Origin of the sequence: Stutzerimonas stutzeri, assembly GCF_018138085.1 — a bacterium.
Lineage (GTDB): Bacteria > Pseudomonadota > Gammaproteobacteria > Pseudomonadales > Pseudomonadaceae > Stutzerimonas > Stutzerimonas stutzeri_AI.
The window spans coordinates 3527398-3547560 of sequence record NZ_CP073105.1; the positions used below are offsets into that span (position 1 = coordinate 3527398).

Here is a 20163-nt window from a genome sequence, read left to right on the forward strand (position 1 = left end):
ACGAATGGCCCCGAATCGGGGCCAGTGGCGCGTGGGGCTAAACGGTCAGCGCCGCCGTGCTTTCGGCGCCGCGCCGCTGCCGCCCGGGGCCGAACGGCGCCACCGGGTTGTCCAGTGGCTCGGCCATGATCAGGCTGCCGGCCGGGTTGGCCAGGTCGACCATCTGCAGGTTGTTCTTCAGTTGCAGGCGGTTGAGGCACGAATGCAGAAAGGTCGGCGCGAAGAAGTCGTAGCGGGCGAAGCGGTCGGCCAGCCCGGGATGGGCGCGCTGGTAGTCGAGGACCGACTCAGCGACGGTGCGCCAGAATCGCTGCTCTTCCAGGGTTCCGCTGTCGTCGAGCAGCTGGGCCATGTGGCGGAACACACCGTCGAAGATGTCGATGAAGATGCCGAGGATCTTGAAGTCCTCCGGCACGTCGACCGCCAGGCGTTCGAGCCCTTCGGGCATCTGCGCGTCCTTGTCGAGGATGGCCGATTCCTCGGCGATGTCCTTCATGAACACCCGCGTCGGCACGTGGCCTTCGAACACCAGGATGAGGTTCTCGCCGTGCGGCATGAACACCAGATGATGGGCATAGAAGCAGTGCACCACCGGGATCAGGAATGCCTCCAGATAGCGACGCAGCCAGGCCGTGGCGGTGAGCCCCGAGCGGCGGATCAGTTCCGGCAGCAGCGGCGCCCCCTGCGGGTCGATGTGCAGCAGCGCGGCCATGGTCATCAGCCGCTCGCCGGGCTGCAGTCGCGGGATCGGACTCTCGCGCCAGAGCGCCGAAAGCATCTTCTTGTAGGGGCTGTCGGTTTCCAGCGCGGCCTCGTAATAGCGGTTGCGGTAGCCGACCGAGGCGACCTCGCGCAGGATGCCGAAGCCATGGTCGCGCAGCACCGGATCGGCGCTGATTAGTTCGTCGAGGAAGGCGTTGATCGCCGGTGTGCCGGCCATGTAGTACGGCGACAGGCCACGCATGAAGCCCATGTTCAACACCGATAGAGACGTCTTCACGTAGCAGCGCTCGGGCGCGGAGACGTTGAAGTAGGTGCGCACCGACTGCTGCGCGCAGTAACGGTCTTCGCTGAGCCCCAAGGGCACGATGCGGCGCTCGGCCACGTCGGCGGCGAACATAATCGAAAGCTTGTTGAACCACTGCCAGGGATGCGCCGGCATGAACAGGTAGTCGGCCGGATCCAGACCCTCGCCGGCCAGATGCCGACGCAAGGCGATGAGGCGCTCGCTGCCCAGTTCCTGGCGCAGCAGGCTTTCATGATCGAGACCGGGCACGGCGGCAAAGTGCGCGTTGTCGCGGTGCACCGCCAGCCAGACGATGGCGAAACGTCCGCCGGTCTCGGGTGCGTAGCTGTGGTAATCGAGCGCATCGAAACCCAGCCGGCCGTTGTTGGCGACGAACCCGGGGTGGCCTTCGATCATCGCCGCTTCCAGCGTCTGGTAGTCGGCGTCGGCCAGCTCGGCGCTGCTCAGCCCGGGGCGTGAATGTTTGTAGGCGGCGCCAAACAGGGTGCTGCTGATCTCGTCGAGGTACACCGGCAGCTTGTCCGCCGGGATACCGAGCGTGCGCTTGAAATCGATGACGAAGGTCAGCGCATCGAGCGGCTGCGCCTGTCCATCGACGAGCCGCTCTATGCTCGCCGCGTCCACATGCCAGTGCCGCAGCGCCATGCGCCGAGCCCTGAAGGTGTAGCGACAGCCAGAGGTATCGGCGACCAGTTCATAGCGGCCCCAGGCCCCTGGCGCTGCGTTGTCCAGGCGTGACGGGGTGAACACCTGCTCGTGGGCGAACTCGGCGATGGCCTTGCGCACCAGCAGCCGGTTCACCTTGCGCCACACCTCGGGGTGCAGATGGGTAACTGCCGATGCGGGGCTATCGAGACTCGGGGACGTCGTCATGGGGCCTGTTCCTCCAGTGATTGAGCGAAAGCGTGGGCTGTGCAGAACGCCAGCCGGGCCGTCTTGCCGGGCAGCGTCACGGTGCCGGCGTCGACGAAGCCGACCAACCGGTTGAGGCGGTGCACCCGCTCGTTGCGCACGTCCGGCTCGACCACCACCCGTCGCGCGCCGCGCGCATCGAAGAGGAAAGCCATGACGGTGCGCAGCACGTCGCGGGTGTAGTGACGGATCGGCCGCTCGGCCGGGCCGACGAAAAAGTGCATGCCGATGTCGCCGGGCTGCACCGGATAGCAGTCACCGAGCGGGTCACGGCGCGGGTCGTAGCATTCGAGGACGAACGCCGGGCGCTCCTCGTAAAAACCGAGGTAGGCCTGTAAGCCGTGCGTTGCGGCGTCGCGATAGAAATCGGTGGTCGCCTCGACGCTCATGTCCTGCATGTTCCAGAAGTGCGCGTAATCCATCTGGTACCAGGGCTGGATGATCGCGACGTCGTCATCCAGCCGCAGCGGGCGCAGGGTGAAAGCCGGATTCAAGGCGGCGCGGTTATTCGCGGGTTTGATCAGTTCAGGCATGGCAGGCCTCCGCAGGTGCACGGTGACGGCGGTCGACACCGAACCAGCCGCGGTCGATGGCTGCGGTCAGCAACATGCTGGCCGCGGCAATGGCGAAGCTGGTGGGCACGCCGACCCAGTCGACCAGGTAACCGGCGCTGAACGACGAGAGCAGGACGCCGAGGTTCTGGAAGAAATTGGTCACGCCGAAATCGCGCGCATACATCGGTGGCGTGCTGACCTTGAACAGCGTGACCTCGAGCTTGACGATCACCTGGTACAGCGCCCAGCCGTACAGGCAACGGCCAACCACGATCAACCACAGCGATTCGCTCGCCTGCAACGCCAGGCCCACCGCGCCGACGACGAGGTTGAGCAAAGTGTGATCGACCCAGCGCGGCTGGCTCGCCATGCGGTGGCGCAGCGCCAGGGCCAGCAGCGCGACGATGCCGGGAATGGCAAAGACGACGCCGGTCAACAGCGGCTCGACGATGCCGGTGCGCGCCTCCCAGTAGAGGGTGAAGAACGGCCGTACCAGATAGGCGCTGAAATCGAACAGGAACATCAGCAGGCTCAACTTGAGCAACGCCGACAGCGCCTCGGGCGTACGCCGCGGGGCCGGTGCCGCGCGCTCGGCGGCATCCTCGGCGAGCACGCGCACCACCCGTCCGCTGCGGATCAGGTAGGTGCACAGACCGAACTGGGCGAGGTCGCCGGCGGCCATCAGCGCCACGCAGAAGCGCGGGCCGAGCTCCTGCAATGCCAGGCCGCCCACCGCCGCACCGAAGATGGCGCCGATGTGCATCACCACCGACAGCAGCCCGATGGTCACGCTGTGCCGCTCGGCCGGCTCCAGGCGCATCAGGTAAGGGAACATCAGCAGGTAGCTGGCCTTGGTCATGAACATCAGCATGGTCAGCAGCCAGTACGCCTCGACCGTCGGCGCCCAGATCGCCAGCAGGCAGAAGCTGGTGGCGGCCAGCTGGGTCCAGGCCAGCAAATGCATGGTCTCGACGCGCCGCGCCACACGGGCCCAGACCGGCAGCATGCACATAACGGCGATCGAGATCGCGGCGATGTAGGCACCCACGTGCACCGGGCTGGTGAGGCCGTAACGCAGCTCGAAGAACTGCGGATAGAAGGCGATGAGGATCGAGTCGCTGATCACGCCGAAGGCGGACATGATCAGGATGGTGGTACGCAGCGTCACGAGCCGACAGCCTCCCGCTCCAGTGCGACGAAGCCGCTGTCCTCGCCTGGCACGAAATCCTGGAAGGCGGTGCGCGGCTCACTCGGGTAGTGGTCGTGGCCGGTCAGTTCGGCCAGCAACCGGCTGTTGCGGTGGCAGGCCAGGCCGAGATCCGGGTTGGTCAGGCCGTGGCTTTGCAGGCCGACGTTCTGCACGTAGATTTCCCGATTGTGGTGATCCACCGCCCAGCGTTTGGAGGGCACGTACTGGCCCTGATCGTTCCAGCGGATGCGCTCGCGGATGCCCTCGATGAAGGGCGGCACCTGGTAGCGATAGCCGGTGGCGAATACCACGGCATCGGTGCGGTGGCGGTAGCGGCGGCCGAGCTGGGTGTGGCGGAACTCCAGCTCCCAACCGCGGCCGTCTGCGGCACGTCGACAGGCGTCCAGCGCCATGCAGGTCAACAGGCGCGTCGGTGGGGCGTCGCGGTGACTGCGCTCGTCGAGCAAGGCGTAGAGACGCTCGATCAGCGACTGGTTGATGCCGTTGTAGATGCTGCGCTGGTCGTCCAGCACTTCGGCTTTGACGGCCGGGTCGAGGCCGTGGAAGTAGTCGCCGTATTCGGGCGTGATGAGTTCGAGGGTGAGCTTGGCGTTTTCCATCTGAAAGAAGCGCGGCGCGCGGGTCACCCAGTTCAGCGTGTAGCCGTGACGCTCGGAGCTCTGTAGCAGGTCGTGATAGACCTCCGCCCCGCTCTGCCCGCTGCCGATCACCGTGATGCTGCGCCCGGCCTGCAGGCGCGCACGCTCGGCGAGATACCGGCTGCTGTGCACCAGCTGCGTGTGGTCCGCTGTCGCACAGCACTCCGGCAGGCGCGGCACGCCGCCGATGCCGATCACCAGTTTGCGGGCCTGATAGGCGAACGGCGCGCCGTCTGCGGTGCGTCCGCTAAGCTGATACAGACCAGACGCCGCATCGTGACTGATCGCATGCACCTCGTGACCGCAGCGCAGGTTATCCAGCCGCGACGCCGCCCAGCGGCAGTAGCGGTCGAACTCCTGGCGGTCGAGGTACCAGTTCTCGCGGATGTAGTAGGTATACAGCCGGCCCTGCTGCTTGCAGTAGTTGAGGTAGCTGAACGGGCTGGTGGGATCGGCCATCGAGACCAGATCGGCAAGGAAGGGATTTTGCAGCGTCGTACCGTCGAGCAGCATGCCCGGGTGCCAGCTGAATTCGGGCTTGCGCTCGAGGAACAGGCTGCGCACGGCGGGCAGCGGCGCCGTCAGGCAGGCGAGTCCGAGATTGCAGGGACCAACGCCAATGGCGATGAAGTCGTAGGGCATCTGGTGCACGGCTCTTCACTCCGGTCAACGATCTTGATCCGAGAAGCTAGGCTTGATGATAATCAGTGTCAAACACGAATTATTATTATCTTCATCGAGGCGTGCTTCGCTGAGGGTAATCAGCAACCCGCCAGAGCCAGCGCAAGGGCCTGGCGCGGAGGCAGGCAGAGATCGGAAAGACAGAGCGGCTGCTGGCTGGAGACCGGGACAACAAGGGTCGGTTGGCGCCGCGCCACGATCACCGACCGACGCGCGTCAGCCGGCCCGCGGGAACGCAGCGGACCGGTTTTACCGCTTCCGAAACTTGGCGCCAATCATTTCCGCCGGATGATTGTCCGAAGAAGGACGCCGTCCAACCGCGTCAGACGTGCGTGCTGTTTTTTCACCGCATTCGAGCCATACCGATGCCGCAATACCTCGCTCCCGTTCCCCGCTGGGAACCGCATGAACGTCCTTCGATGCCCGGATCCCCGGCGATCCTGCTGCATCCGATGCCGGTGCGCATCGCCTATGCCTGTGTCGCCGTGCTGGTGGGCATCACCGGTGGCCTGGGCAATGCCTTGTTCATCGCCAACCTGCCGAGCATCCAGGGCGACCTCGGCCTGACGCCCTCGCAGGCGGCCTGGCTGCCGGCGGCCTATTTCATGGTCAACGTGTCCGCCAATCTGCTGATGATCAAGTTCCGTCAGCAGTACGGCCTGCGCCGCTTCGCCGAGATCGGTTTGACGCTCTATGCCCTGCTCAGCATCGCCCATGTGTTCGTCGAGGGGCTGGAGATGGCCATCTTCGTGCGTGCGGCCAGCGGCCTGGCGGCGGCCACCACCTCGTCGCTGGGCCTGTTCTACATGCTCCAGGCGTTTCGCAAGTCCGACCTGCCGAAGGCGGTGATTCTCGGTTTCGGCATTTCCCAGCTGGGCACGCCGTTGGCCTGGCTGATGTCGCCGGCATTGCTGGAGATGGGCGAGTGGCATCGCCTATACGTGTTCGAGAGCGGCCTGGCGCTGTGCTCGCTGGCCGCGGTGGTGGTGCTCAAGTTGCCGCTGGGCGAGCGCATCAAGGTCTTCGAGCCGCTGGATTTTCTCACCTTCGCCCTGCTCGCTCCTGCCCTGGCGTTGATCGCTGCGGTGTTCGCGCAGGGCCGAATCCTCTGGTGGACCGAGCAACCGTGGCTCGGTTACGCGCTGATCGCCGCGCTATTGCTCATCTGCGCGGCGTTCATGATCGAGCATCACCGCCGCAACCCTTTGCTGCACACGCGCTGGCTGGGCACCGCCGAGATGCTGCGCTTCACCTTCGGAGCGCTGATGCTGCGCCTGCTGCTGTCCGAACAGACCTACGGCGCGGTCGGCCTGCTGCAAACGCTCGGCATGGGTACCGAACAGCTTCAGCCGCTGTACGCGGTCATTCTCCTGGGGCTGACCATGGGCATCGCCGGCAGCGCGATGACGTTCAGCCCATCGATGGCCTTCCCGCAGATCCTTCTGTCGATCGTGCTCATCGCCATCGCCAGCTTTCTCGACATCGACGCAACCAACCTGACCCGCCCGCACAACATGTTTCTCAGCCAGGGCCTGCTCGCCTTCGCCAGTGGCATGTTCCTCGGGCCGCTGCTGATCACCGGCATCGGGCGGGCGCTGCGCAACGGGCCGAACTATCTGGTGACCTTCATCGTCTTGTTCACTATGACCCAGAGCCTCGGCGGCCTGGCGGCGCCAGCGCTGTTCGGTACCTATCAGGTGATGCGCGAGAAATACCACTCCAGTCACCTGACCGAACAGGTGGTGCCCGGCGACCCCCGCGTCGCCGCGCGCCTGCAAGCCCAGAGCCAGGCGCTGACGCCGCGCCAGACCGACCCGCGCCTGCGCCAGGCACAGAGTGCGGCGCAGTTGAGCCAGGCGGCCACGCGTGAAGCCAACGTGCTGGCCTTCAATGACGTTTTCCGGCTGATCGGCATACTTGCCATCGCGGTATTCGGCTGGACGCTCTATCGCACCCTGCGCATCGCGCAGCAGAACAGGAACGCGGCCTCTCCATGAGTGAACGTACCCAAACCGAGGACCCGGAAAACCTCCAGCCCGCCCAGCCGCCGCAACCGTCGGCGGCCGCGACCGATGCCGGCCCGGCACCTGACGACCCGCCGAAGACCATCAAGCCGAGCCGTCGCTCGGTCATCCTGATGGTGGTGGTCGCACTGGTCGGCGTGCTGGCGATCCTCTATGCCTGGCAGCTGTGGCCGTTCAGCGGCCGCGTGGCGGTCACCGAGAACGCCTACGTGCGCGGGCAGATCACGGTTCTCGCACCGCAGGTCAACGGCTACGTGACCGAAGTCCTGGTGCAGGATTTCGAACGGGTCGCCCAGGGGCAGACACTGGTGCGCATCGACGATCGCCAGTACCGCCAGACCGTCGAGCAGCGCCGTGCCGAACTGGCCGCACGACGCTTCGATCTGGAAAACCTCGAGCAGACCCTGGCCTCGAACGAGGCGACGCTGGCTTCTCGTCGTGCCGAACTGTCCTCCGCCGAGGCCGAGCTGCAACGCGCCCTGGCCGACGAAAAGCGCGTCAACGAGCTGGCCCAGCGCGGTTCGGTCTCGATCCGCGAGCGCGACCAGATCCGCGCCGGTGCCCGGGCCGCAGCGGCCCGGGTGAAGCAGGCGCAGGCGGCGATCGCCATCGCCGAGCAGACGCTCAAGGCCAGCGAAGTCTCCCGCGGCGGCCTGCAGGCGCAGGTCGAAATCGCCGAAGCCGCGCTGCAACGGGCGCGGATCGACCTGGATAACACGGTGATCGAGGCGCCACGCGACGGCCAGGTCAGCGAGGTCACGGTACGCCAGGGCCAGTACGTGACCGCCGGTTCGCAACTGCTCTATCTGGTGCCGGAACAGCTCTGGGTGATCGCCAATTACAAGGAGACCCAGACGTTCGCCATGCGGCCCGGCCAGCCGGTGCAGATCGAGGTCGACGCACTGGACGGCGCGCGCCTGAGCGGACACGTCCAGCGGCTGGCGCCGGCCACCGGTTCGGAATTCAGCGTGTTGCGCCCGGACAACGCCACCGGCAACTTCACCAAGGTGGTCCAGCGCGTCCCGGTGCGTATTTCCATCGATCCGGACCAGCCTTTGGCCCAGCGTTTGCGCCCGGGGCTCTCGGTGGTGACCCACGTCGACACCGGCGCCGCCGTGCCAACCGAGCAACCGGTCGCGGACGACGCGCAATGAGCCGTCGCCCCTGCGCCCTGCCCTGCCTGCTGACAGCGCTGTTGCTGCTGCCGCTGGCCGGCTGCATGCCGCCCCGAAAACCGCTGCCACCCGAGGCCACGTTCGCCCCGCCGGCCGACTGGCGCGAGCCAAGGGCGAAACCGGCGGAGATTTCCGTAACCTGGTGGGAAGCCTTCGCCGACCCGCAGCTGACCGCGCTGGTCGAGGCCGCCCTGGCCAACAACACCGATGTGCTGAGCGCCGCCTCGCGGGTCGAGCAGGCGCGCGAGCAGATCCAGCTGTCGCATGCCGCCCTGCTGCCATCGCTGGACGCCGTGCTGGGTGCACAACGCCAGCGCGAGCTGAGCGTGCTGGGCATCACGCATACCACCGCCGTGCAGCCTTCGCTGCAGGTGTCCTACGAAGTCGATCTTTGGGGACGGCTACGGCGCCTGCGCGACGCGGCCGAACTGCAGTTCCAGGCCAGCGAAGCCGAACGCGACGCGGTGCGTCTGGCGGTGGCCAGCACCACCGCCCGGGCCTACGTCTCGCTGCTGTCGTTGGATCGGCAGCTGTACGTGACCCGAGAGACGGTCAAGTCCCGGCAGGAGGCGCTACGCGTTGCTGAAGACCGCGCCGGCCTCGGCTACACCTCGCAACTGGAGCTGACCCAGGCGCAGTCGGAGTACGAAGCCGCGGCCGAACTGCTGCCGCGCTTGCAGCAGGCGATCCGCGAGCAAGAAAACGCCCTGCGCCTGCTCACTGGGCGCCTGCCTGGCCAGATCGAACGCGGCGCCGGCCTCTTGGCCCTCGAGCCGCCAGCGGTGCCCGGCGTACTGCCGTCCAGCCTGCTGCGCCGCCGCCCGGACATTCAGCAGGCCGAGTTGCTGCTGGCTGCCAGCAGCCTGAACCTGCAAGCCCAACGTGACCGTTTCTTGCCCCAGGTTCAGCTGTCGGCCAGCCTCGGCCAGCTGTTCGTCAACTCGCTGGATTACGACCCGGTGCGGGTCTGGGACCTGGGCGCCAGCGTACTGGCGCCGATCTTCAACGCCGGTCGGCTGGAAGCCGGTGTGAACATTGCCACCGCTCAGCGCGATCAGGCGGCGTTCGCTTACCGCGCCACAGCCCTGCAAGCCTTCAATGAAGTGGAGAACAGCCTGGCCGCGGTCGGCAACCTGCGCCAGCAGCTCGCGCGCGTCTCCGCACGGCGCGCCGTACTGGCGCGCTCACTGACCTACGCCGAAGACCGCTACCGCGCGGGTTATTCGTCCTACCTGGAAACCCTCGATGCCCAGCGCAACCTGTTCAACACCGAGCTGGCCGTCGTGCAATTGCGCGAAAGCCAGCTCAATGCGCTGATCCGCCTGTACCAGGTGCTCGGGGGCGGCTGGCGAGCCAGCCGCGAACCGCCTCAGCCCGGCTGATCGACTCGCAGCCGGCGCGACCGCACCAAGCCGTCGAGCACCACCTCGCCGATCACGAACAGCAGCAAACTGACGCCCAGCACCGGCAGGAAGATGCAGAACAGCACGGTCAAGGCCAGCGTCATCAACCGCGCCGACGGCGACAGCGCCGCCAGCGACTGCACCAGGCCAATGCGCTGCGCCGTAGCGCGCCGCAACCCCATCACATAACCGAAGGCCACCAGCGTCGCCAGTCCCAGCGCCGTGGCTGCCAGCAACAACTGGTTGGCCAGGCCGAACAGCGCGCCCATGTGCGCGTCGATACCCCAGCGCGTGAGCTTGGCGGCCAGCGGGAAGGTGGCGAAGTCGATGCGGTCGGTGATGCGCAAAGTGCGCGGGTCGACCGCCACGGCATCGACCTGGGTCGGCCAACTGCGGTCGATCTCGGTCACCGTCCAGGCACGATCCGGCGCGCTGGCCGGTAGGATTTCCAGCTTGCCGGCGTCGATACCGGCCTTACGCGCGGCGGCGAGCACGGCGTCGAACAGCGTTGAATCCTGTGGTTGCGGCGCCGGCATCGCCATCCCCGCGTGGTGGGCGTGCTCGCCGAGCGGCGCGGCGGTCGCACCATCCAGCGCGGTGGAAACACTCGGCGTCGACATGCCCAGCGCGGCACGGGCGACGCCGATGTTGTCGCCGGCCCAGCGCGACCAGGTCAGCCCCGTGGCAGAAAAGAACAACAGGCCGATCGACAGACACAGCCCCAGGGTCGCATGCCAGTGACGCACCCCCTGCCGGCGTGGCCGCGCCGTACCGCGTGGCCGGCGGCGAATCCACCATAGCGCCAGCCCGCCCAACACGGCGACCCAGAGCCAGGACGCGGCCAGCTCGCTGTACAGCCGGCCGGGCTCGCCCAGCAGCAGGCTGCGGTGAAACTGATCGAGCCAGGTGCGCAGCGGCAGCACGCCGCTGGTGCCGTACACCGGCAGGTCACCGCGGATGTCGGCGGTGACCGGATCGATGAACACGGCGCGGCTTTCCGAATCGCCCAGCGCGGCCGTCCTGAACATCACCCGCGTCGTGCTGCCCGGCTGGGGTGCCGGACGCACCGCCGACAGGGTCGCGGCCTCTCCGACGTAGGCCTGGGCCACCTCGACCTGGCGCGCCAGCGGCAGCGCCGTGCCGGTGCTGTCGGTGTACAGCTGCGCCGCATACAGGCGGTTCTCCAGTTGCGGGGTCAGGGCGTAGACCAAGCCGCTCAAGGCCGCGACGAAGATGAACGGGCCGACCAGCAGCCCGACATACAGATGCAGACGAATCAACAAGCCGAGCAGCGGTTGTTGCGTTCGGGACAACGAAGATGGCGCCTCGGAACGGGCGCCGGAAATTGGTGCAGACATGGGTGTTCGCTCGATCGGGGGCCGCGGCCGAACAAGGCCAGCGGCAGGCAAGCCAGCGACGCGCAACGCGACCGCCGGCCATGGGCAAACCGGGAGTGATCGATCAGACGACTGGGGACGCGCGCGGATTGAGGCTCGGCCAGCAGTACCGCGGCGAAGCGTGCACGGCGTTGGCCAGCGGCAGCAGGCCCAGGGCGGCGCGGCGCAGCAGCGGCAACTGCGGTGTGCTGGGTGTGATCGCCGCCAGCGCCGCGGCGCCTGCGGCACAGCAGCAAGGCATCCCGAGCGCATGGGCAGCGGGTTTCGGCTCGGACTGATCGCTATGCGCGGCGTGCTCCTTCTGCCCCGTCTCGACCTGAGCGGCGAGAGGATGCCCACCGTGCTGGCGAGCCTCGGCCGCTGCGCAGTGTCCCGCCATGCCCATCATCGGCGCAGCGTTGCCCATCAGCGGCATCGCCAACAGATGCAGCAACACCGCGAAGGTGGCCAACCAGACCGGGGCGCGACGGGAGCGGAACATGGTCAATGCGGGGCTCCGATGGACGAGAAGGCGACACGCCAGGACAGGCGCAGCCGGATACCCGATCGGCTCGCGATGCGGCTGTGGCGCGGATTGTAGGTGCGCGCGGCGCCGACTGCCATGGCGCGATTGCTGAGGGTGCTCGACGGCAGGCGTCCGATGTTGCTACAGCCCTGCCCTGCCTCGCGCCTGCTCACCGAGTCGAGGCGGCCAGCGGCTGCGGCATCCCCAGCAGGAAGCCCTGGGCATTGGTCACCTGCAAGCCGCGCAATACCGCCAGTTCGCCATCCGTTTCGACGCCCTCGGCGACCACCTTGCTGCCCGTCTGCTCGGCGAAGCGGATGAGCGCCGCGGCCATGGCGCAGCAGTCGCTGTCGTGGTCGACGTTGTTGATCAGGCTCCGATCGAGCTTGATGACGTCCGGTTTGAGTTTGAGGATGTGCCGGAAGCTGGCATAACCGGCGCCCGCATCGTCGACCGCCAGGCGCAGGCCGGCGCGGCGCAGCGGCTCGAGAATCTCCGCGATCAGGCTGTAGTCGACGATGGAGCGGTGTTCGGTCACCTCGAGCATCAAGCGGTGCAGCGGCTGACTGGCAAGCAGCTCCACCACCGAACCGTCCACCAGGGCATCCGGACAGACGTTCAACGACAGGTAGACGTTATCAGGAATCAGTGGCAGGCCGGTCAGCGCTGCCTCCAGCAACATGCGCTCGAGCTCCGTGCGCAGCCCGACCTCACCGGCCTCGTCGAACCAGCGATCAGGCGACCGGTAGGGCTCCGGACGAAACCGGGCCAGCGCTTCGTAGCCGACGATGGTGTCGTTGGCCAGGTGGAAGATCGGCTGGTAGACACTCCGAAAATCGCGTTTTTTCATCACTGTCCTGATGCGCTCGAGCTTCTCGCCGTGCTGCCGCTGGCTGAGGGCGTGCCGCTCGAGCAAGCCCCCTGCGAAGCGGGCGAACAGGCGCAAGGCGGTCAGATCGCAGCCATCCAGGGTTCTGTCAGGTTGCGTTGCGAAGCAGCAGAAGGTCCCGTACAGCGACCCATCGCTGAAGCGAATCGGCACGCTGGCATGCGCGCCGATCGGCACACTGAGCGTCTGCGGCAGTGTCAGCGCTTCCTGAATCCCTGCCGCATCCTGAATCAGTTCCGGCAGGCGGCCGTCGACGATTCGCTGGCAATAGCTCTCCTCCAGCGGACCACTCTCCCCGACCGCCAGAGCCAGCGGCATGGCGCGTGGGTCCCCCTCGACATGGCGGAATATCCGCCGCCCCTCGCGGAACTCGCCGATGAAGGCGACCTCCATGCGCAGGTGCCGCCGTACCACGCCCAGGGCCTCGACCAACATCTCGTCGATGGACAGATTGATCGACTCCTCGCCGCCGAGTTTCAAGGGCGATAGGCTGCTGTAATCCAGATCGGTATCCCGGCTCATGGTGGGTACTCCGCTCATTCAACCAGCGCACTAGAATCGTAGGCGTCTCAACGTTGGCGGCACTGGCCGGAACGGTTGCAAAGCCTCATGTTTGAGCCTAGCGCCGATTCAGCCGCTACTCGGCGGCGGACGACGGCCGGCGCTTGGTTGGCCTTTTGGGCGCATCGCTGCCGGCGGCTGCCAAGGTGATCCAGGTCGGTGCGTGGTCACTGGCATGGTCCTGATCGCGCACCCAGCGGTCGACGCCCGCATCGAGCAGGCGAGGCGCCACATCGGCACTGAGCAGGAGGTGGTCGATGCGCAGACCGGAGTTCTTTTGCCAATGCTGTCGAAAGTAATCCCAGAAGGTGTAGATGCGCTCGTCGGGATATTTCGCGCGCAGCGCATCGGTCCAGCCCTGCTGCAGAAGGCGCTGGTAACAGGCGCGGCTTTCCGGCTGCAGCAGCGCATCCTTGGTCCAGGAGCGCGGGTTGTAGATGTCCTCGTCGGTGGGCACCACGTTGTAGTCGCCGGCCAGCACCACGGGGTGGCCATTGTCGAACAGCCCCGCCGCATGCTCGATCAGGCGCTCGAACCAGGCCAGCTTGTAGTCGAACTTCGGCCCCGGCTGCGGGTTGCCGTTGGGCAGGTAAAGACAGGCGACGATGATGCCGTGCGCTGCGGCCTCCAGATAACGGCTGTGGCTGTCGTCCGAGTCACCGGGCAGGCCGCGGCGGATCTCCAGCGGATCGTCGCCGCGTGACAGGATCGCCACGCCATTCCAGGACTTCTGCCCGAGCCAGATCGCACCGTAACCGGCCGCACGGATGTCATCGATGGGAAAGTCGGCGTCCTGCGCCTTCAGCTCTTGCAGGCAAACCACGTCGGGCTGCTCTCGCTCCAGCCATTCGAGCAGATTGCTCCGCCGCGCGCGGATACCGTTGATGTTGAAAGTGGCGATTTTCAGGGAGTCCACGGGTAGCCTCGCGCCGATACATGACCCTTGTTGTGACTCGCACCGGGGCGGCGTGGTTCGGCATATGCAAGATCGCGTTCAAGACCGTTCCCACAATAGCCGAGCGGACGCCATACCCCCGTGGGAGCGGTCTCGACCGCGAATGAGGACCAAGTGACCGTCCAGGCTATGTGCTAGCTAGCGATTCCCTGTCGCCATCCGCCCGGGGGCGGCGTGGTTCGACATATTCAAGATCGCGGTCAAGACCGCTCCCACAATAGCCGAGCGGACACCATCCCCCGTGGGAGCGGTCTTGACCGCGAATGAGAGCCAAGTGGACCGTCCAGGCTATGCGCTAGCTAGCGATCCCTTGTCTCCATTCGCCCTGGGTGAAGTAGCTCGGCATATCCAAGATCGCGGTCAAGACCGCTCCCACAATAGCCGAGCGGACACCTCCCCTGTGGGAGCGGTCTTGACCGCGAATGAGAGCCAAGGTGGACCGTCCAGGCTGTGCGCAAGCTAGCGACCCATTGTCTCCATTCGCCCGGGGCGGCGTGGTTCGACATATGCAAGATCGCGGTCAAGACCGCTCCCACAATAGCCGAGCGGACGCCATACCCCCGTGGGAGCGGTCTCGACCGCGAATGGGAGCCAAATGACCGTCCAGGCTATGCGCTAGCTAGCGACCCCTTGTTGCCACCCGCCCCGGGGCAGCGTGGTTCGACATATCCAAGATCGCGGTCAAGACCGCTCCCACAATAGCCGAGCGGACACCTCCCCCGTGGGAGCGGTCTTGACCGCGAATGAGAGCCAAGTGGACCGTCCAGGCTGTGCGCAAGCTAGCGATCCCTTGTCGTCATTCGCCCTGGGCGGTGTGGTTCGGCATATGCAAGATCGCGGTCAAGACCGCTCCCACAATAGCCGAGCGGACACCATCCACCGTGGGAGCGGTCTCGACCGCGAATGGAAGCCAAGTGGACCGGCCAGGCTATGTGCTAGCTAGCGATCCCCTGTCGCCATCCGCCCGGGGGGGGCGTGGTTCGACACATGCAAGATCGCGGTCAAGACCGCTCCCACAATAGCCGAGCGGACACCTCCCCCGTGGGAGCGGTCTTGACCGCGAATGAGAGCCCGATAGCTGCTCAGGCTATATGCAAAAAACCGGGCACCGCATGACCTACAGCCCAGTCCGCCTCAGCGGTTTTCCCAGTAACCCGGCGCGTTGTAGATCGTCTTCAGGTAATCGATGAAGAAGCGCACCTTCGCCGGCAGGTAGCGCTGCTGTGGGTACACCGCCTGGATGTCGTAGGCCGGTAGTGCGTACTCGTCGAGGACCGTCACCAGCTCGCCGCGCTTGAGCTCGGCCTGGATCTCCCAGGTCGAGCGCCAGCCGATCCCCAGCCCCTGCTTGACCCAACCGAACAGCAACTCGCCGTCGTTGCAGTCCAGGTTGCCGGCCACGCGGATCGCCACCTGTTTGCCGTCACGCAGGAAGGTCCAGCCACGCTGCTGCCCGCCTTGCAGGTTGAAGGCCAGGCAATTGTGCCGCGTGAGGTCTTCCAGGGTCCGTGGCACACCCTGGCGCTCGAAATAATCCGGCGAGCCGCAGACCACGCGGCGGTTGGGGAACAGCTTAATGGCGACGTAGTTGGGGTCGGTCACCTCGCCGATGCGGATGCCCATGTCATAGCCGTGGCGCACCAGATCGACCACGCTGTCGGTGAAGTTGAACGACAGCTGCAGGTCCGGATATCGCGCCTGGAACGCCGGGGCATGCGGGCCGATATGCCGGCGACCGAACGCCGCCGGCGCCGAGACCACCAGGTGTCCGCGTACCGAGGTGCGGTCGTGGCTGATGCTCGCATCCGCTTCGTCGAAATCCTTGAGCAGCCCGCGGGCGCGTTCCAGGTACTGCTCGCCCAGATCGGTCAACGCCAGCCCGCGCGTGGAACGGTGCATCAGCTTGACGCCCAGGTGCCGCTCCAGCGCATCGAGCCGGCGCCCCATCACCACCGGCGTCACGCCTTCCTTCAGCGCAGCGGCGGCAAAACTACCGTTCTCGGCCACCAGCACGAAGCTGTGCAAGGTTGTGTAGCGATCCATTCGATACTCCTGATATCGACAGAACTGAAGTTTCGACCAATTCCCTCATTTCTTCCAGGCCTTCATCCTTGGGCCACGTATAAAAACTATCGAACAAGAACCAGACACGCTGTTGCGAGAGAGACACGCAGCAGATCGTGAACAAATCCAAGAGTCAGGAGGAAAGACCCATGGCCCGAATGAGAGCAATCGATGCCGCCGTAGCGGTATTGCGCAAGGAAGGCATCGATACTGCCTTCGGCATTCCCGGTGCGGCGATCAACCCGCTGTATTCCGCCCTGCGCGCCGACGGCAGCATCCGTCACATTCTGGCCCGCCACGTCGAAGGCGCCTCGCATATGGCCGAGGGCTATACCCGCACCAAGGCGGGCAACATCGGCGTGTGCATCGGCACCTCGGGCCCGGCCGGCACCGACATGATCACCGGTCTGTATTCCGCCTGGGCCGACTCCATCCCGATTCTCTGCATCACCGGCCAGGCGCCGCGTGCGCGTCTGTACAAGGAAGACTTCCAGGCCGTGGACATCGAGTCCATCGCCAAGCCGGTGACCAAGTGGGCCGTGACCGTGCGTGAGCCGGCACTGGTGCCGCGCGTGTTCCAGCAGGCCTTCCACGTCATGCGCTCCGGTCGCCCGGGCCCGGTGCTGATCGACCTGCCGTTCGACGTGCAGATGGCCGAGATCGAGTTCGACGTCGATACCTACGAGCCGCTTTCCGTCTACAAGCCTGCGGCGACCCGCAAGCAGGTCGAGAAAGCCATCGACATGCTCTGCGCCGCCGAGCGTCCGTTGATCGTCGCCGGTGGCGGCATCTACAACGCCGGTGCCGAAGCGCTGCTGGTTGAGTTCGCCGAGACCGTTGGCGTGCCGGTGATCCCGACGCTGATGGGCTGGGGCTCGATCCCTGACGACCATCCGCTGATGGCCGGCATGTGCGGTCTGCAGACCAGCCATCGCTACGGCAACGCCAACATGCTGGCCTCGGACTTCGTGCTCGGCATCGGCAACCGCTGGGCCAACCGCCACACCGGTTCGATCGACGTCTACACCAAGGACCGCAAATTCGTCCACGTGGATATCGAGCCGACCCAGATTGGCCGGGTGTTCTCGCCGGACTTCGGCATCACCTCCGATGCCGGTGCCGCGCTGAAGCTGTTCGTCGAAGTCGCCAAGGAACGCAAAGCGGCTGGCAAGCTGCCGGACCGCAGCAGCTGGGCCGCAGACTGCCAGGAGCGCAAGCGCACCCTGCTGCGCAAGACCCACTTCGACTCGGTGCCGATGAAGCCGCAGCGCGTGTACCAGTGCATGAACAACGCGTTCGGCAAGGACGCCTGCTACGTCAGCACCATTGGCCTGTCGCAGATCGCCGCCGCGCAGTTCCTGCACGTCTACAAGCCACGCCATTGGATCAACTGTGGCCAGGCCGGCCCGCTCGGCTGGACCATCCCGGCAGCGCTCGGCGTGGTTGCCGCGGACCCGACACGCAAGGTGGTGGCGCTTTCGGGCGACTACGACTTCCAGTTCATGATCGAGGAGTTGGCCGTGGGTGCGCAGTTTAAGCTGCCCTACATCCACATTCTGGTGAACAACGCCTACCTCGGCCTGATTCGGCAGGCGCAGCGCGGTTTCGAGATGGATTACTGCGTGCAGCTGGGCTTCGAGAACATCAATGCCGACCAGAGCGGCATGGAAGGCTACGGCGTCGACCACGTCGCGGTGGTCGAGGGGCTGGGCTGCAAGGCAATCCGCGTGTTCCGCCAGGAAGACCTGCAACCGGCCATCGAACAGGCCCAGGCGTGGATGGCCGAGCATCAGGTGCCGGTGGTGATCGAGGTAATCCTCGAGCGGGTGACCAACATCGCCATGGGCACCGAGATCGACGCCATCAACGAATTCGAGCCGCTGGCCGAGGTCCGGGAAGACGCACCGACCGCGATCGCGTTGCTGGATTGACCGTTACACCGAGCGCGACCTGCCACCAACGCGTGGAAGAGGCTTCGCCGTCTTCCACCCTACGGCAGGAACCCCTCGGGATCGTAGGGTGGATGTCGCGAAGCACATCCACCGCATGCAGTACCAAGGTGGTTACCGCACCACCGCAAAGCAACACATAAGTGTCCCTACAGACAGAAGGAAATCCATATGCCCCGCTTTGCCGCCAACCTGTCCATGCTGTTCACCGAGATGGACTTTCTCGACCGCTTCGCCGCCGCTGCCGAAGCCGGCTTCAGCGGCGTCGAGTACCTGTTCCCCTACGACTACCCGGCAGAAGAGATCAAGGCGCGTCTGGACGCCAACGGCCTGACCCAGGTGCTGTTCAACCTGCCGGCCGGTGACTGGGCCAACGGCGACCGCGGCGTGGCCTGCGATCCAGCCCGGGTCGAGGAGTTCCGTGCCGGTGTCGACAAGGCGATCGCTTACGCCAAGGTACTGGGCAACACCCAGGTCAACTGCCTGGCCGGTATCGCCCCGAAAGGCGCGGACCTGGACGAACTGGAAAGGACCTTCATCGAGAACCTGCGCTACGCGGCGAAGAAGCTGGAAGCCGAGGGCATCCGCCTGGTCATGGAGATGATCAACACCCGCGATATCCCGCGTTTCTTCCTGAACAACACCTCGCAGGCCATGGAAATCCGCGCCAAGGTCGGCAGCGACAACCTGTTCCTGCAATACGACATCTATCACATGCAGATCATGGAAGGTGACCTGGCGCGGACCATCGAAACCAACCTGGCGGCGATCAACCACGTGCAACTGGCCGACAACCCCGGGCGCAACGAGCCGGGTACCGGTGAGATCAACTACCACTTCCTGTTCGAGCATCTGGACCGCATCGGCTACCAGGGCTGGGTCGGCTGCGAGTACAAGCCGGCCACCACCACCGCAGCCGGCCTTGGCTGGATGAAAGCGCACAACGCTGTCTGACTCGAACTGAATGAAAAAGGAGAACACTCATGGCTAAGATCGGATTTATCGGCACCGGCATCATGGGCCTGCCCATGGCTCAGAACCTCCAGAAAGCGGGCCACAGCCTGTTCTTGTCCGAACACCACGACCCGGCACCCGCCGTGCTGGTCGAAGCGGGCGCGGTCGCCCTTCCCACACCAAAAGACGTGGCTCAGGAAGCCGAGTTCATCATCATCATGGTGCCCGACACGCCCCAGGTCGAAGACGTCCTGTTCCGCGAGAACGGCGTCGCTGAAGGCGTCGGCCAGGGCAAGCTGGTGATCGACATGAGCTCGATCTCCCCCAGCGCCACCAAAGGCTTCGCCGAGAAGATCAACGCCACTGGCGCCCGCTACCTCGACGCGCCGGTGTCCGGCGGTGAAGTCGGTGCCAAGGCCGCGAGCCTGTCGATCATGGTCGGTGGTAGCGAAGAAAGCTTCGCCCGCGCCCTGCCGCTGTTCCAGGTGATGGGCAAGAACATCACCCTGGTCGGTGAAAACGGCGCCGGCCAGACGGCCAAGGTGGCCAACCAGATCATCGTTGCGCTGAATATCCAGGCGGTCGGCGAGGCCTTGCTGTTCGCCGCCAAGAACGGTGCTGATCCGGCGCGTGTTCGTGAAGCCCTGATGGGTGGTTTCGCCAGTTCGAAGATTCTCGAAGTACACGGCGAGCGCATGGTCAAGGGCACCTTCGATCCGGGCTTCCGCATCAGCCTGCACCAGAAGGACCTCAACCTCGCCCTGGCCGGCGCTCGCGAGCTGGGCCTGAACCTGCCCAACACCGCCAATGCCCAGCAGGTCTTCAGCACCTGCGCGGCCATCGGCGGCAGCAACTGGGACCATTCGGCGCTGATCAAGGGTCTGGAACACATGGCCAACTTCTCGATCCGCAAGGACTGAAACAGCTCCGAGCCCGAGGAATCGAGCTAGCGCGCCCACTTTTCGGACAGACAGAATCCAAGTGGTGGGATAGCGCAAGCCCGAGGCCGCGACGCTCCGAGAGTTGGACCACCGGTACACAGGCATCGCGGTATTACGCTTCGGCGAACCCAGGCCGCGAGCAGGATGGAATCGCCACAAGCGCTTCCGTCAGCAGGCTTACGCCAAGCCGGTGTTTCAACTGCTGCCCTCGGGCGGCCCCCCTTTTCGACCTGCCCGGCACGAGGAGTCACGGCCCGACTGCCGGGTGGGTCGATTCCAGACCTTAGCGCTTGCATTGCCGAGCTCTAAGGTCTGGAATCGGCT

The 20163-nt window shown here is 65.7% G+C and carries 15 protein-coding genes; 6 read left to right on the plus strand and 9 right to left on the minus strand.

Going from position 1 to position 20163, the window contains the following annotated elements; genetic code table 11:
- Positions 1-37: 37 nt before the first annotated feature.
- From KCX70_RS16235 to KCX70_RS16250, 4 genes are read right to left on the minus strand one after another with little or no spacing between them, the layout of a single operon-like run.
- A complete protein-coding gene (locus KCX70_RS16235) occupies positions 38-1900 on the minus strand; it encodes an IucA/IucC family protein (RefSeq protein WP_212618152.1) in 1863 nt (620 codons plus the stop codon).
- Positions 1897-2472, minus strand: a complete 576-nt coding sequence (locus tag KCX70_RS16240; protein WP_021207385.1) for a GNAT family N-acetyltransferase — start codon at positions 2470-2472, stop codon at positions 1897-1899. Before KCX70_RS16240 ends, KCX70_RS16235 begins: the two co-directional genes overlap by 4 nt.
- A complete protein-coding gene (locus tag KCX70_RS16245) occupies positions 2465-3661 on the minus strand; it encodes an MFS transporter (RefSeq protein WP_212618153.1) in 1197 nt (398 codons plus the stop codon). The genes KCX70_RS16240 and KCX70_RS16245 overlap by 8 nt, the downstream gene beginning before the upstream one ends.
- Positions 3658-4983: a lysine N(6)-hydroxylase/L-ornithine N(5)-oxygenase family protein gene (locus tag KCX70_RS16250; protein ID WP_249121744.1), complete on the minus strand. Its 1326-nt coding sequence runs from the start codon at positions 4981-4983 to the stop codon at positions 3658-3660. Before KCX70_RS16250 ends, KCX70_RS16245 begins: the two co-directional genes overlap by 4 nt.
- A 458-nt stretch (positions 4984-5441) precedes the next feature.
- Here KCX70_RS16250 and KCX70_RS16255 point away from each other — a divergent pair, with 458 nt between their 5' ends.
- Genes KCX70_RS16255 through KCX70_RS16265 form a run of 3 tightly spaced genes read left to right on the plus strand, consistent with a single transcriptional unit; the run spans position 5442 to position 9603 of the window.
- On the plus strand, positions 5442-7019 hold the full coding sequence (locus KCX70_RS16255) for an MFS transporter (RefSeq protein ID WP_021207382.1): 1578 nt from the start codon (positions 5442-5444) through the stop codon (positions 7017-7019).
- Positions 7016-8200, plus strand: coding sequence for an HlyD family secretion protein (locus KCX70_RS16260; protein ID WP_212618155.1), 1185 nt, complete (start codon positions 7016-7018; stop codon positions 8198-8200). Before KCX70_RS16255 ends, KCX70_RS16260 begins: the two co-directional genes overlap by 4 nt.
- Positions 8197-9603, plus strand: coding sequence for an efflux transporter outer membrane subunit (locus KCX70_RS16265; RefSeq protein ID WP_212618156.1), 1407 nt, complete (start codon positions 8197-8199; stop codon positions 9601-9603). The genes KCX70_RS16260 and KCX70_RS16265 overlap by 4 nt, the downstream gene beginning before the upstream one ends.
- Here the strand turns inward: KCX70_RS16265 and KCX70_RS16270 are convergent.
- The 5 genes from KCX70_RS16270 to KCX70_RS16290 all read right to left on the minus strand — a co-directional run bounded on the left by KCX70_RS16270 (position 9591) and on the right by KCX70_RS16290 (position 15974).
- Positions 9591-10982 (minus strand): PepSY-associated TM helix domain-containing protein, encoded by a 1392-nt coding sequence (locus KCX70_RS16270; protein WP_212618157.1) that lies wholly within the window; start codon positions 10980-10982, stop codon positions 9591-9593. The genes KCX70_RS16265 and KCX70_RS16270 overlap by 13 nt on opposite strands.
- A 103-nt stretch (positions 10983-11085) precedes the next feature.
- Positions 11086-11502 (minus strand): DUF2946 family protein, encoded by a 417-nt coding sequence (locus KCX70_RS16275; RefSeq protein WP_031310867.1) that lies wholly within the window; start codon positions 11500-11502, stop codon positions 11086-11088.
- A gap of 193 nt (positions 11503-11695) precedes the next feature.
- The gene (locus tag KCX70_RS16280) at positions 11696-12937 is read right to left on the minus strand and encodes a sensor domain-containing phosphodiesterase (protein WP_212618158.1); all 1242 of its coding nucleotides are present in this window, start codon (positions 12935-12937) and stop codon (positions 11696-11698) included.
- Positions 12938-13052: 115 nt separating this feature from the next.
- Positions 13053-13892, minus strand: a complete 840-nt coding sequence (locus KCX70_RS16285; RefSeq protein ID WP_212618159.1) for an exodeoxyribonuclease III — start codon at positions 13890-13892, stop codon at positions 13053-13055.
- A gap of 1173 nt (positions 13893-15065) precedes the next feature.
- A complete protein-coding gene (locus KCX70_RS16290) occupies positions 15066-15974 on the minus strand; it encodes a LysR family transcriptional regulator (protein ID WP_102853492.1) in 909 nt (302 codons plus the stop codon).
- A gap of 170 nt (positions 15975-16144) precedes the next feature.
- On the opposite strand from KCX70_RS16290, the gene gcl reads away from it, so the two are divergent.
- The 3 genes from gcl (at position 16145) to KCX70_RS16305 (ending at position 19818) form a co-directional block, all read left to right on the plus strand.
- Entirely contained in the window at positions 16145-17926 is a 1782-nt protein-coding gene (gcl, locus tag KCX70_RS16295) for a glyoxylate carboligase (protein WP_102847638.1), read from the plus strand.
- 189 nt (positions 17927-18115) lie between these two features.
- Positions 18116-18898, plus strand: coding sequence for a hydroxypyruvate isomerase (hyi, locus tag KCX70_RS16300; RefSeq protein WP_102847637.1), 783 nt, complete (start codon positions 18116-18118; stop codon positions 18896-18898).
- A gap of 29 nt (positions 18899-18927) precedes the next feature.
- Positions 18928-19818: a 2-hydroxy-3-oxopropionate reductase gene (locus KCX70_RS16305; RefSeq protein WP_021207370.1), complete on the plus strand. Its 891-nt coding sequence runs from the start codon at positions 18928-18930 to the stop codon at positions 19816-19818.
- Positions 19819-20163 lie beyond the last annotated feature (345 nt).